General features: G+C 74.6%; 9 protein-coding genes and 2 pseudogenes. 5 read left to right on the top strand and 6 right to left on the bottom strand.

What is annotated here, in order from left to right; translation table 11 throughout:
* The first annotated feature begins 1 nt into the window (after position 1).
* Together G9H71_RS07475 and G9H71_RS07470 are read left to right on the top strand one after the other, a co-directional pair.
* Positions 2 to 649, top strand: a complete 648-nt coding sequence (locus G9H71_RS07475) for an amino acid ABC transporter permease (protein WP_166280271.1) — start codon at positions 2 to 4, stop codon at positions 647 to 649.
* Positions 646 to 1,512 (top strand): amino acid ABC transporter permease, encoded by an 867-nt coding sequence (locus G9H71_RS07470; protein ID WP_166280269.1) that lies wholly within the window; start codon positions 646 to 648, stop codon positions 1,510 to 1,512. The genes G9H71_RS07475 and G9H71_RS07470 overlap by 4 nt, the downstream gene beginning before the upstream one ends.
* A 176-nt stretch (positions 1,513 to 1,688) precedes the next feature.
* Here the strand turns inward: G9H71_RS07470 and rny are convergent, their stop codons facing one another.
* The 4 genes and pseudogenes from rny to G9H71_RS07450 all read right to left on the bottom strand — a co-directional run bounded on the left by rny (position 1,689) and on the right by G9H71_RS07450 (position 6,303).
* On the bottom strand, positions 1,689 to 3,269 hold the full coding sequence (gene rny / locus G9H71_RS07465) for a ribonuclease Y (RefSeq protein ID WP_331272811.1): 1,581 nt from the start codon (positions 3,267 to 3,269) through the stop codon (positions 1,689 to 1,691).
* Positions 3,270 to 3,472: 203 nt separating this feature from the next.
* Positions 3,473 to 4,063, bottom strand: coding sequence for a regulatory protein RecX (locus tag G9H71_RS07460; RefSeq protein ID WP_166280594.1), 591 nt, complete (start codon positions 4,061 to 4,063; stop codon positions 3,473 to 3,475).
* 38 nt (positions 4,064 to 4,101) lie between these two features.
* Positions 4,102 to 5,130, bottom strand: a pseudogene (gene recA / locus G9H71_RS07455) (recombinase RecA); the annotation flags it as partial.
* Between the two features lie 252 nt (positions 5,131 to 5,382).
* Positions 5,383 to 6,303: a LysR family transcriptional regulator gene (locus tag G9H71_RS07450; protein WP_166280265.1), complete on the bottom strand. Its 921-nt coding sequence runs from the start codon at positions 6,301 to 6,303 to the stop codon at positions 5,383 to 5,385.
* Between the two features lie 69 nt (positions 6,304 to 6,372).
* On the opposite strand from G9H71_RS07450, the gene G9H71_RS07445 reads away from it, so the two are divergent.
* Entirely contained in the window at positions 6,373 to 6,882 is a 510-nt protein-coding gene (locus G9H71_RS07445) for a GNAT family N-acetyltransferase (RefSeq protein WP_166280263.1), read from the top strand.
* Positions 6,883 to 6,928: 46 nt separating this feature from the next.
* Here G9H71_RS07445 and G9H71_RS24970 read toward each other — a convergent pair.
* Together G9H71_RS24970 and G9H71_RS07435 are read right to left on the bottom strand one after the other, a co-directional pair.
* Positions 6,929 to 7,254 (bottom strand): annotated as a pseudogene (locus G9H71_RS24970) (VOC family protein).
* Between the two features lie 73 nt (positions 7,255 to 7,327).
* Complete coding sequence (locus G9H71_RS07435) at positions 7,328 to 7,516, bottom strand: DUF3046 domain-containing protein (protein WP_196791843.1); 189 nt, start codon at positions 7,514 to 7,516, stop codon at positions 7,328 to 7,330.
* A gap of 171 nt (positions 7,517 to 7,687) precedes the next feature.
* On the opposite strand from G9H71_RS07435, the gene G9H71_RS07430 reads away from it, so the two are divergent.
* Positions 7,688 to 12,358 carry an ATP-dependent helicase gene (locus G9H71_RS07430; RefSeq protein ID WP_166280259.1) on the top strand — a complete coding sequence of 1,557 codons (4,671 nt, stop codon included), beginning with the start codon at positions 7,688 to 7,690 and terminating at the stop codon, positions 12,356 to 12,358.
* Between the two features lie 8 nt (positions 12,359 to 12,366).
* The gene (locus tag G9H71_RS24965) at positions 12,367 to 13,218 is read left to right on the top strand and encodes an Fpg/Nei family DNA glycosylase (RefSeq protein WP_166280257.1); all 852 of its coding nucleotides are present in this window, start codon (positions 12,367 to 12,369) and stop codon (positions 13,216 to 13,218) included.
* Positions 13,219 to 13,403 lie beyond the last annotated feature (185 nt).

The following is a 13,403-nucleotide window of genomic DNA, read 5'->3' as shown; positions in this document are numbered from 1 at the left end:
GGTGCTCGAGACCCTTACTGACAACTGGGACCTGTTCGTCGAGGCGTTCCGCACCACGGTCCTGCTCCTGATCGTGTCCGGCGCCATCTCGCTGGTCGCCGGGACGCTCTTGGGCGCGATGCGGGTCTCGCCGGTCCCCGCGCTGCGGACCGCCGGGACCGCGTACGTCACGCTGCTGCGCAACACCCCGCTCACGTTCGTCTTCTTCTTCGTCGCGTTCGGCTTCCCCCGGCTCGACATCCGCTTCAGCTACTTCGCCTTCGCGGTCGTTGCGCTCTCCGCCTACACCTCCGCCTTCGTCTGCGAGGCGGTGCGCTCAGGCATCAACACCGTTCACGTGGGCCAGGCCGAGGCCGCCCGTGCGATCGGCATGACGTTTGGTCAGACGCTCACGCAGGTCGTGCTGCCGCAGGCGCTCCGCGCCGCGGTCCCCCCGGTGATGAGCGTGATCATCGCCCTCGCGAAGAACACGACCATCGCCTCGGGCTTCGGCGTCATGGAGGCGGGCGCGATCGGGGCGACGCTCAACGAGCGCGGCTATCCCGCTTTCGACGCGATGATCTGGGTGGCCGTCGGCTTCGTGATCGTCGTGCTCCCGCTGTCACTGACGCAACGTCGGCTCGAGCGTGCGGTCGTGAGGTCCCGATGAGCACCGTCCTGTACGACGCGGCCGGGCCGAGGGCCCGCAACCGCTACCGCCTCTACGGGCTGCTCACCACGCTCGCCGTGGTGGCCGTGCTCGCCTACGTCGTCTGGAAGTTCTACGACACCGGGCAGTTCTCCGGCCGCAAGTGGTCGATCTTCCAGTACGAGCAGGTTCAACGGACCCTGCTCAGCGGGCTCGGCAACACGCTGAAGGCCGCAGCGACCGGTGCCGTGCTCGCCCTCGCCTTCGGGGTCCTCTTCGCCTTCGCCCGGCTGTCCGACCGGGCCTGGGTACGCGTGCCCGCCGGCCTCGTCGTCGAGCTCTTCCGCGCGCTGCCCGTGGTGGTCATGATCTTTCTGATCTACTACGGCACGCTCGCCAACGCCGGCTCCGCCTCGACCTTCTGGTCCGTCGTCATCGCCCTGACGATCTACAACGGCTCCGTGCTCGCTGAGGTCTTCCGGGCCGGCATCGCGGCGGTGCCGCGCGGGCAGTCCGAGGCGGCGTACGCGATCGGGCTGCGCAAGTCCCAGGTGCTGCGGATGATCCTGCTGCCGCAGGCGGTCCGCGCCATGCTGCCGGCGATCATCAGCCAGCTCGTCGTGCTGCTCAAGGACACCGCGCTGGGCTTCCTCATCACCTACCGGGAGCTGCTCACGGAGGCGCGGCAGCTGGCGAGCTACGGCGAGTTCGAGTTCCCGACCATCCCGGTCGCGATCGTTGTGGGCGCGATCTACATCGTGATCTGCCTGGCGCTGTCGCTCGTGGCGACGTGGCTCGAGCGGCGCAACCGGGAGCGTGGGCGGCGACGCACGGCCGACCGCAACGTGCAGATGGGGGCCGGGGAGCCGGACGCCGGCGCCTGACCCGCTTCGCGCTCCGCGACGCCCCCACGCCCGATCGGGCGTGGGGGCGTTGTCGTGGGCGGGCCGCCTGCGCGAGCCGGAGCCGGGCGCGCGTGCGTCCCCCGGCCACGGTCGACCCTTCGGGGACGTCGTTCAGCGCGGCCGGGGCACCGCGCCCTCGTGGCGGAGCGCCGTCGTCAGCGAGCGACCTCGGTGGAGCGGCTCTCCCGGACGACGACGACGCGGATCTGGCCCGGATAGGTCAGCTCGTCCTCGATCTGCTTGGCGATCTCCCGGGCGAGGATCTGGGCCTGGATGTCGTCGATCTTGTCCGGCAGGACCATGACCCGCAGCTCGCGGCCGGCCTGCATCGCGAAGACCTTGTCGACGCCGTCGCGGCTGGAGGCGATCTCCTCCAGCCGCTCCATGCGCTTGACGTAGGCGTCCAGCGGCTCGCGCCGCGCGCCCGGGCGCCCGCCGCTGACCGCATCGGCCGCCTGCACGAGCACGGCCTCGACCGTGCGCGGCTCGACCTCGTTGTGGTGGGCCTCGATGGCGTGGACGACGTCGGGGTCCTCGCCGTACTTGCGGGCCAGGTCCGCACCGACGAGCGCGTGGCTGCCCAGGCTCTCGTGGGTGAGCGCCTTGCCGATGTCGTGCAGGAAGGCCGACCGCCGCAGCAGCATCGGGTCCAGGCCGAGCTCGGCGGCCATCAGCCCGGCCAGGTGAGCGCTCTCCACGAGGTGCTTGAGGACGTTCTGCCCGTAGGACGTGCGGTAGTGCAGGCGCCCCAGCAGCGTGACGAGCTCGGGGTGCAGGTCGTGGATGCCGACCGAGACGACCGCGTCCTCGGCCGCACGCAGGCAACGGTCGTCCACCTCGCGCTGGGCCTTGTCGACCGACTCCTCGATGCGGTGCGGCTGGATGCGGCCGTCGAGCACCAGCGCCTCGAGCGCAGTGCGCGCCACCTCGCGGCGCACCGGGTCGAAGCTGGAGAGCAGCACGGCCTCTGGGGTGTCGTCGACGATGAGGTTGACACCCGTCGCGGCCTCGAAGGCCCTGATGTTGCGGCCCTCTCGGCCGATGATCCGGCCCTTCATGTCGTCGCTCGGCAGGTGCAGCACGGTGACCACGGCCTCGGCGGTCTGCTCGGTGGCCACCCGCTGGATCGCGGAGGTCACCACCTCGCGGGCGCGAGCCTCCCCCTCCTCCTGGGCCACGCGCTCGATCTCACGCACCCGGATGACGGCGTCCCGCTTGGCCCGCTGCTCGACCCCGGCGAGGATCTCCTGGCGGGCCTGCTCGGCGGTCAGCCCGGCGGCCCGCTCGAGGATGCGCATCCGCTCCTCCGCCACGTCGCGCAACGACTCCTCGCGGGCGGCCAGCTCCGCCTCGAGCGTGCGCAGCGCCTGCTCGCGGGACTCGATCGCGGTCACGGCCCGCTCGAGCCGCTCCTCGCGCTCGTCGAGCCGTTCGGCACGGCGCTCGAGGTCGTCGCGCTGGCGCCGCAGGTCCTCACGGGTCGTCCGGGCGTGCTCCTCGGTCGCCTCGCGGTCGCGGGCCGCGGCGACGGCTGCGGTCTCGGCCAGCGCGAGCTTGGCCGCGAGGTCGGCCTCCGCCCGGGCCCGGAGCCGGTCGGCCTCGGCCTGGGCGTCCGCGAGCAGGTGCGCCGCGCTGCGGTCGGCCGCCCGTCCGCGCAGGACGAGCACGGCCAGGGCGACCAGCGCGGCAAGGGTCAGCGCGGCGTAGACGCCGACCGCGAGGTCGCTGTCCGCCACAGCCCCTCCCCCGTCCTGGTGGCCCCGGCGGCCAGCGTGGAGGACCACCGTACGCCGGGTCACGGAAAGGTTGCGGTAGGACCGGCCGCGCCGCAGAGCGACGGCGAGGCCACGCGGCGCTGCGGCGGCAGGCAGCGGCGGTGCGCGGACGTACCGGTGGAGTCGGGACGAGGCGGCGTGGGCCCGCCGCAGCGAGCGCTCGGTCAGTCCTCGACGGCGGAGGGAGCGTCGTCGTCCGCCGGCTCGGCGCCCTCGGCCGCCAGCCCTTCGCGGGCGAACTGCAGAGCCGCTCCCGGCGCATGGCCCTTGCGAGCGAGCATCCCCGCGACCCGGCGCAGCCGGACCGCAGGGTCGAGGCCACGTGTGCCGGCGAGCTTGCGGGCGACCAGCCGGCGGACCGCCTGCTCGGAGGCAGTCGGGTCGAGGTCGTCGAGGGTGGCCGCGACGGTCTCGGCCGCGACGCCACGGGTGCGCAGCTCCTGCGCCAGCGCCCGCCGGCCCAGCCCCCGCCCGGCCGAGCGGCTCGCCACCCAGGACCGGGCGAAGGCGGCGTCGTCGATGTAGCCGAGCTCGGTGAACCGGTCGAGCACCGCCCGCCCAGCCTCCTCGGGGACGTCCCGCTTGGCGAGCGCGGCCTCGAGCTGGGCCCTGGTCCGCGGAGCGGCGGCCAGCTGATCGAGCACGATCTTGCGCGCGACGGCCAGCGGGTCGGCGGCAGGCCCCGCCGCTGCCGGGGAGTCGTGAGCCGGCTCCTGCTGGTGCCGGCCCCCGCCCCGACGGCGACGCTGGGACATGCGCGGCGTGGTCAGAAGTCGACCTCGGGCACCTCGGTCTCGGCGGGCGCGTCAACGCGCGGCCCGACGCCGAGCTTCTCCTTGATCTTCTTCTCGATCTCGTCGGCGAGGTCGGGGTTGTCCCGCAGGAACGCGCGTGCGTTTTCCTTGCCCTGGCCGAGCTGGTCGCCCTCGTAGGTGTACCAAGCGCCGGACTTGCGGACGAAGCCGTGCTCGACGCCCATGTCGATGAGGCCGCCCTCGCGGCTGATGCCGATGCCGTAGAGGATGTCGAACTCGGCCTGCTTGAACGGCGGGGCCATCTTGTTCTTGACGACCTTGACGCGGGTGCGGTTGCCGACCGGCTCGGCGCCGTCCTTCAGCGTCTCGATGCGGCGCACGTCCAGCCGGATCGAGGCGTAGAACTTGAGGGCCTTGCCACCGGTCGTCGTCTCCGGGCTGCCGAAGAAGACGCCGATCTTCTCGCGCAGCTGGTTGATGAAGATGGCCGTCGTGCCCGTCGAGTTGAGCGCGCCGGTGATCTTGCGCAGCGCCTGGCTCATGAGGCGGGCCTGCAGGCCGACGTGCGAGTCGCCCATCTCGCCCTCGATCTCGGCGCGCGGCACGAGGGCGGCGACCGAGTCGATGACGATGATGTCGAGCGCACCGGAGCGCACGAGCATGTCGGCGATCTCGAGCGCCTGCTCGCCGGTGTCCGGCTGGGACACCAGCAGCGCGTCCGTGTCCACGCCGAGCTTCTTCGCGTACTCCGGGTCGAGCGCGTGCTCGGCGTCGATGAACGCCGCGATGCCGCCGGCCCGCTGGGCGTTGGCCACGGCGTGCAGGGCGACGGTCGTCTTGCCCGAGGACTCCGGGCCGTAGACCTCGACGATGCGCCCACGGGGCAGGCCGCCGATGCCGAGCGCGACGTCGAGGCTGATGGCGCCGGTGGGGACGACCTCGACGGGAGCGCGCCCCTCCTCGCCCAGGCGCATGACCGAGCCCTTGCCGAACTGGCGCTCGATCTGGCCGAGCGCCGCGTCGAGTGCCTTGCCGCGGTCGGCGCCGCGGTCTGCTGCTGGTGCCATGGGGGTCCTCCCGGGTCGAGCCATCGTCTTAGCCACGTCTCCAGACGCTAGGGCCGACCACCGACAACGCAGGCGGAGCGAGCGCGAGCTGTGGACAGACCGTGCTCCGGCGCCCCGCTGTGGACGGCCGGCTGTGGGTGCCGGCCGCACGGCCGGACAAGCCGCGCCCGAGCGGGGTGCCCGAGCTGCGTCCAGTGAACCCGAACACGTGTTCGATCGCCACGCCGACACGCCGGGAGGCGCACCCGGCGCTCATGCGTCGCGGCGAGCCTGCGCGTGCGCATGCGCCTGCGCCTGGGCGCGGGCCACTCGCTCGAAGGCCGCGACCATGGGCCGCGGCTCGCCCTCGCGGTGCACGAGCTCCACCTCGCTGCGCACCCGGGTCCCGGGCAGGTCCAGGCAGCGCACCTCCGGCGACGCGATCGTCCGGACGCACTCCGGCGCGATCGTCACCCCGAGCCCGGCGCCCACGAGGCGCAGGATCGTCAGCCAGTGGGTCGCCTCGTGGGCGACCGCGGGCCGGAAGCCGTGCTCCTCGCAGATGCTCATCGGCTTCTCGTAGGCCCGCGGGCCGGCGCTGCGCGGCGGGGAGACGAACGGGTCGTCCCGCAGCTCGAGGACCGAGGCAGAGCTCCCGCCGGCCGCAGGGTGGGCCGCAGGCACCACCGCGACGAAGCGCTCGGTCAGCAGCGGTGAGGCCTCCAGCCCGGCCACCGGCTCCGCGTCGCGCACCACGCCCGCGTCGACGCTCCCGTCGAGCAGGCCCTCGACCACCCGGGATGTGAAGGACTCGTGCAGGCGCAGTTGGACGCCGGGGAACTCGTCGAGGTGCCGACGCAGGACGTCGGGCAGCAGCGTCATCATCACCGACCCCACGTATCCGACGTTCAGCACGCCGGCCTCCCCACGCCCGATGCTGCGCGCCTCGTGCACGTCGCGCGCAACGTTGTGCAGCGTCCGCCGGGCACGGTCGAGGAACGCCTCCCCGGCCGGCGTGAGCCGCACGGACCGCGAGGTGCGCGACAGCAGCGCGCACCCGACGGCCTCCTCCAGCTGGCGCACCGCCTGCGACAGCGGCGGCTGGGCCATGTGCAGACGCTGCGCCGCGCGCCCGAAGTGCAGCTCCTCCGCGACGGCGACGAAGTAGCGCAGGTGCCGCAGCTCCACATCCATAGCCACAGCCTCTCAGTCCAGACGAACGAGATCCTGGACGTGCAGTCCGAGGCGACGTGGAATGGAGCCATGGAGCTCACGATCCGCCCGCTGCAGACCCCGGAGGACGCACAGGCGTTCCGCACCCTCAACGAGGAATGGATCACCCGCTACTTCACGCTCGAGCCCGAGGACCGGCGCCAGCTCGACGACCCGTTCGGCGTGATCGTCGACCCGGGCGGCGAGATCCTCGTCGCCGAGATCGACGGCACGGTCGTGGGCTGCGTCGCCCTGCGCCCCACGGACGACGGCGTCTACGAGCTGTCGAAGATGGCGGTCTCCCCCGGCCTGCGCGGCCGGGGCATCGGGCGCGGCATCATCGCGGCGGCCATCGAACGGGCACGTGCCCTCGGGGCCACGTCGCTGTTCCTCGGCAGCTCGACGAAGCTCGCCCCGGCGGTGCACCTCTACGAGTCGTTCGGCTTCGCCCACGTGCCGGCGGACACGGTCCACATGCCGTACGCCCGGGCCGACGTCTTCATGCAGCTCCACCTCGACGGGGCGTCGGAGCGTGAGGAGGCTGCGGCCCAGGTCGGCTGACGCGTGCGCCGGACGCCGCCCCCGGGGTCGAAGCGCGTCGCTCGGGTCAGGCCGGGCCGAGCAGGTCCCACCGGTTCCCGCTCACATCCCGGAAGACGGCCACCCGCCCGTACGCCTCCGCCCGCGGAGCGGTGACGAACTCGACGCCCGCCGCGGTCATCCGGTCGTAGGCGGCGTCGAAGTCGTCGACGCGCAGGAAGAGGCCGCCCCTCCCGGAGAACTGCTCGCCCACCCCCGCGGCCTGGGCCGCGCCGTCCGCCGCGCGAGCAGGATGCCGGTCGCGGCGCCGGGCGGGCGTACGACGACCCAGCGCTTGGGGCGGCCGTCGTTCGTCGTCGCCGGCGAGTCCTCGGCCAGCTCGAAGCCGAGCACGCCGACGAAGAACGCGATCGCCTCGTCGTAGTCGTACACGAGCACGGCGACGAGCTCGAGGTGCACGCGCGCCTCAGCGCAGCCGCGGCGGGAGCCGCATCTCGGTGTGCACGACGCGCCACACGTCCTTGGCGTCCGTGCCCCGCTCCAGCGCCTCGTCGACGGTGCGCTGCCCGAGGCCGGCGAAGACGTGGTCGCGCGCGATCCAGCTCGCCTGCGCCGCCCCGAACGCCTCGACCATCCGTTCCCGGAACTCCGTCATCCGCACCCGTCCAGCATGCCCGGCCGCGCGGCGAGCGCGCACCGCCCGCGTCCGACGCCTCGTCCACAGGCTGCGCCGAGGGCGAAGCCGGAGCGCCTCCGCCTGTGCACGACGGGCCGATGTCGGTGCCGCGCGGCATGCTGACGGGGTGACCACGGAAGCGAGGCGCGGGTGAGCGCGAAGCAGGCGGCGGCCGAGTCGCCGGAGGACGTGCTCGGCCGGTTCTCCGCGGCCACGCGCTCGTGGTTCACGGGCGCCTTCGAGGCGCCCACGGCCGCCCAGGCCGGGGCCTGGGACGCGGTCAGCGGGGGCCAGGACGCGCTCGTGGTCGCACCCACCGGGTCCGGCAAGACCCTCGCGGCGTTCCTGTGGTCCCTGGACCGCATCGCGGCGTCCCCCGTCCCGGACGAGCCGCTCAAGCGGTGCCGGGTGCTCTACGTCTCGCCGCTCAAGGCGCTGGCGGTGGACGTCGAGCGCAACCTGCGCGCGCCGCTCACGGGCATCCGGCAGGCCGCCGTCCGGCTCGGGCTGCCGGAGCCGGACATCCGGGTGGGCGTGCGCTCCGGGGACACCCCGGCCGAGGAGCGCCGGGCCTTCGGCCGGCGCCCGCCCGACATCCTCATCACCACGCCCGAGTCGCTCTTCCTCATCCTGACCAGCCGGGCGCGCGAAGCCCTCGCCGGCGTCGAGAGCGTCATCGTCGACGAGGTGCACGCCGTCGCCGGCACGAAGCGCGGGGCCCACCTGGCCCTGTCGCTCGAGCGGCTCGACGCGATGCTCGAGCGCCCCGCGCAGCGGGTCGGCCTGTCCGCGACCGTCCGGCCGATCGAGGAGGTGGCCCGGTTCCTCGGCGGCCGCCGCACGCCCACGGTGGTGCGCCCGGCGAGCGCCAAGCAGATCGAGCTGGACGTCGTCGTGCCCGTCGAGGACATGGCCGACCTGTCCGAGACCGTGCAGGAGCACTCGGGGTCCGCTGCGGGCGCCGAGCGCAGGGCGTCGATCTGGCCGCACGTCGAGGAGCGGATCGTCGACCTCGTCCAGGCCCACCGCTCGACGATCGTCTTCGCGAACTCGCGCCGGCTCGCGGAGCGCCTCACGGCTCGGCTCAACGAGATCGCGTGGGAGCGGGCGTCCGGCGAGGACCTGCCCGCCTCGGGCGAGCTGCGGCCGGCCGAGGTCATGGCCAATGCGGGCGCCTCCCGCGGCGCGCCCGCCGGCACCGAGATCGCCCGGGCCCATCACGGGTCGGTGAGCCGCGAGCAGCGGGCGCTGACTGAGGAGGCGCTCAAGGAGGGGCGGCTGCCTGCCGTCGTCGCGACGAGCAGCCTCGAGCTCGGCATCGACATGGGCGCCGTCGACCTCGTCGTGCAGGTGGAGTCGCCGCCGTCGGTCGCCAGCGGCATGCAGCGGGTGGGGCGTGCGGGCCACCAGGTGGGCGCGGTCAGCAAGGGCGTGATCTTCCCGAAGTACCGCGGTGACCTGGTGCAGACGGCCGTCGTCGCCGAGCGCATGGGGGCCGGCGCCATCGAGGCGCTGCGCATCCCGCGCAACCCGCTCGACGTGCTCGCCCAGCAGATCGTCGCGATGTGCGCGCTCGACACGTGGCACGTCGGGGACCTGCTCGACCTCGTACGCCGTGCCGCACCCTTCGCCGAGCTGCCGGCGTCCGCGTTCGACGCCGTGCTGGACATGCTGTCCGGGCGCTATCCCAGCGACGAGTTCGCCGAGCTGCGCCCTCGCGTGGTCTGGGATCGGACGGCGGGGACCGTCGCCGGGCGGCCCGGCGCCCAGCGGCTCGCGGTCACGAGCGGCGGCACGATCCCGGACCGCGGGTTGTTCGGGGTCTTCCTCGCGGCCGGCGAGGGGCCGGCGCGCCGCGTGGGCGAGCTGGACGAGGAGATGGTCTACGAGTCGCGGGTCGGCGACGTGTTCACCCTGGGGTCCAGCAGCTGGCGCATCGAGGACATCACGCACGACCGGGTGCTCGTCTCCCCCGCCCCCGGCCAGCCCGGGCGGCTGCCCTTCTGGCACGGCGACTCGATCGGGCGCCCCCTCGAGCTGGGGCGTGGCATCGGGACCTTCATCCGCGAGGTGGGCCGGCTGGACGCCGAGGCCGCGCGCGCCCGGGTCGCGGCCGCCGGCCTGGACGAGCTCGCGGCCACGAATTTGCTCGCCTACCTCGAGGAGCAGCGCCAGGCCACGGGGCACGTGCCCGACGACCGCACGATCGTGGTCGAGCGGTTCCGCGACGAGCTCGGCGACTGGCGGGTCTGCATCCACTCCCCGTTCGGTGCGCAGGTGCACGCGCCGTGGGCGCTGGCCCTCGCCGCGCGGATGCGGGAGCGGCACGGGGTGGACGTGCAGGTCATGCACGCGGACGACGGCATCGTGCTGCGGCTGCCCGACATGGACGTGCTGCCGGGCAGCCTGCTCGACGACGAGAGCCTGTCGCGCAGCGCGCCGCCCGCCGGAGCGGAGGCGGCGGTCCTCGCGCCGGACGAGGTCGAGCCCGTCGTCACCGCGGAGGTCGGCGGGTCCGCCCTCTTCGCTGCGCGGTTCCGCGAGTGCGCCGCCCGGGCGCTGCTGCTCCCGCGCCGGGACCCGGGGCGGCGTACGCCGCTGTGGGCGCAGCGACAGCGCTCCGCGCAGCTGCTCTCCGTCGCCAGCCAGTACGGCTCGTTCCCGATCGTGCTCGAAGCGGTGCGCGAGTGCCTGCAGGACGTGTTCGACGTGCCCGGCCTGGTCGAGCTGATGCGCGGCATCGAGGCGCGCCAGATCCGCGTCGTCGAGGTCGAGACCCCGGCGCCCTCGCCCTTCGCACGGTCGCTGCTCTTCGGCTATGTGGCGCAGTACCTCTACGAAGGCGACTCCCCGCTCGCCGAGCGCAGGGCGCAGGCCCTCTCGCTCGACCAGTCCCTGCTCGCCGAGCTGCTCGGGGCCGCGGAGCTGCGCGAGCTGCTCGACGCCGACGTCGTGGACACCCTCGACCGTGAGCTGCAGCGGCTGACCGAGGACCGCCGGGCGCGCGACCTCGAAGGGACGGCCGACCTGCTCCGCCTGCTCGGCCCGCTGCAGACCGTCGAGGCCGCCGAGCGCGGCGTCGACCCCGCGTGGCTGGTGGAGCTGGAGGGTCGGCGCCGGGTCATCCGCGTCCGCATCGCGGGTGCCGAGCACTGGGCCGCGATCGAGGACGCCGGCCGATTGCGCGACGCCCTCGGCGCCCCGCTGCCCGTCGGGGTGCCCGAGGCCTTCCTCGAGCCGGTCCGCGACCCTCTGGGCGACCTCGTGGCCCGCTACGCCCGAACCCACGGCCCGTTCCCGGCGTCAGACGTCGCCGGCCGCTTCGGGCTCGGGCCCGCCGTGGTCGCCGACGCGCTGCGTCGGCTGGCCGCCGCGGGCAGGGTGCTCGAGGGCGAGTTCCGCCCCGGCGCCACCGGGACCGAGTGGGTCGACGCCGAGGTGCTGCGCACCCTGCGCCGGCGGTCGCTCGCCGCGCTGCGCAAGGAGGTCGAGCCGGTCCCCACCCGCGCTCTGGCCCGCTTCCTGCCGGCCTGGCAGAACATCGGCTCCCCGCTCCGGGGGGCGGACGGGCTGCTGACCGTCGTGGAGCAGTTGCAGGGGGCGGCGCTGCCCGCCTCGGCCCTGGAGACGCTGGTCCTGCCGGCCCGGGTCGCGGGCTACTCCCCCGCGCTGCTCGACGAGCTGTGCGCCAGTGGCGAGGTGCTGTGGTCGGGCGCCGGCTCGCTGCCCGGCGGGGACGGATGGGTCTCGCTGCACCTCGCGGACAACGCGCCGCTGACGCTCGCCCCCGTGCCCGACGAGGCAGCCTCGACGCCCGTGCACGAGGCTGTGCTGGACGCGCTGTCGCGCGGCGGCGGCTGGTTCTTCCGCCAGCTGTCCGACGCCGTCGGCTCGACCGACGATCCGGCCCTCGCCGCAGCGCTCTGGGACCTCGTGTGGGCCGGCGCGGTCACCAACGACACGCTCGCCCCGCTCCGCACGCTGCTCGGCGGCGGCGGCGGTGGTGCGCGCCGGGCCCGCAAGGCGCCGGCCCGCAGCCGCTACGGCCGGGCCCGTCCGGCGATGCCGACCCGCGGCGGCCCGCCGCAGACCGCAGGCCGCTGGTCCGTGCTGCCCGCGCGCGAGGCCGACCCGACCCGGCGGGCGACCGCGACGGCCGACCTGCTGCTCGAGCGCTACGGCGTCGTGGTGCGCGGGGCCGTGGCCGCCGAGCGGGCCGAGGGCGGGTTCGCCGCGGCTTACCGGGTGCTCTCCGCCTACGAGGAGGCCGGGCGCTGTCGTCGCGGCTACTTCGTCGAAGGACTGGGAGCGGCGCAGTTCGCGCTGCCCGGAGCGGTCGACCGTATGCGTGCGTTGCAGTCTGCGGCCGAGCGGCGGGAGGCGGGCGCGGCGGCGACCGGCTGGGGGGCGGTGGGCGTACGCCCCGGGCAGCCGGCGGCGGACGGCCCACAGGCGCTCGTCCTCGCGGCTGCCGACCCGGCCAACCCCTACGGCGGCGCGCTGGCGTGGCCCGACCGGCCCGGGGAGACCGCGGCCGGCCACAAGCCCGGCCGCAAGGCGGGCGCCCTGGTCGCGACCGTGGACGGCGAGCTGGTGCTCTATGTGGAGCGGGGCGGGCGCTCGCTGCTGACGTGGTCCGAGGACCCGGCCCTGCTGCAGCCCGCCGTCGACGCGCTCGCGCTCGCGGTGCGCGAGGGGGCGCTCGGCCGCATCACCGTCGAGCGCGCCGACGGGTCGGCCGTGCTCGGCGGGCCGCTCGTCGCAGCGCTGGAGTCCGCCGGCTTCGTCGCGACCCCGCGCGGCCTGCGGATCCGGGGCTAGGAGGCGCCGTGCCCGAGGGCGACACCGTCTGGCTCGCCGGGCGCCGGATGCACGACGCGCTGGCCGGGCGAGTCCTGACCCGCACCGACTTCCGCGTCCCCCAGCTCGCCACGGCCGACCTCTCCGGGCGGACCGTGACCGAGGTCGTCTCGCGGGGCAAGCACCTGCTGACGCGGATCGACGACGGGCAGACCCTGCACACCCACTTCCGCATGGACGGCAGCTGGCATCTCTACCGGCCGGGCGAGCGCTGGCGCGGCGGCCCTGCCTGGCAGGCCCGCGTGGTGCTGGAGAACGCCGAGTGGCAGGCCGTGGGCTACCGGATGCCGGTCGTCGAGCTCCTCGCGCCGGGCGACGAGGAGGAGGCCGTCGGGCACCTCGGGCCCGACCTGCTCGGCCCCGACTGGGACCGGGACGAGGCGCTGCGCCGGCTGCGCGCCCAGCCCGACCGCGAGATCGGCCAGGCCCTGCTCGACCAGCGCAACCTCGCCGGCATCGGCAACCTCTACAAGGCAGAAGCGCTCTTCCTGCAAGGGGTGTCCCCGTGGACGCGGGTCGAGGACGTGCCCGACCTGCCCGCGCTCGTCGAGCGCGCCCGCGTCCTGCTCGAGCGCAACAAGGCGCACCCCGAGCAGTCGACGACCGGGGAGTCGCGGCGCGGGCGCCAGCACTGGGTCTTCGAACGCTCCGGCCAGCCGTGCCGGCGCTGCGGCACGGCCGTGCTCCTCGCCGAGCAGGGCGACGCGCCCTACGCCCGGCTGACGTACTGGTGCCCCCGCTGCCAACCGGGCCCGGCGCCCGCCCCTATGCGGCGGGCGGACGTGGCCCGACCGGCGGGACGCACGCGCTACCGACCGTGACCGGTGGCCGACTGGCCGACTGGGCGGCTGGGCGGCCGAGCGCCGAGTTGCCCGGGTAGCCAGGTGGCCGGCAGGGAACGCTGCGGGCGCGTGGCAGAGTTGCCTGCTCGTGTCGACCCTTCGCATCTGCCCGAGCGCCACCGCTGACTCCTGCCGTGCCACTCCCGTTCGCGGCCGCCGGGCCG

The organism is Motilibacter deserti, from assembly GCF_011250635.1.
Lineage (GTDB): Bacteria > Actinomycetota > Actinomycetes > Motilibacterales > Motilibacteraceae > Motilibacter_A > Motilibacter_A deserti.
This window is presented reverse-complemented; position numbering and strand designations above follow the sequence as displayed.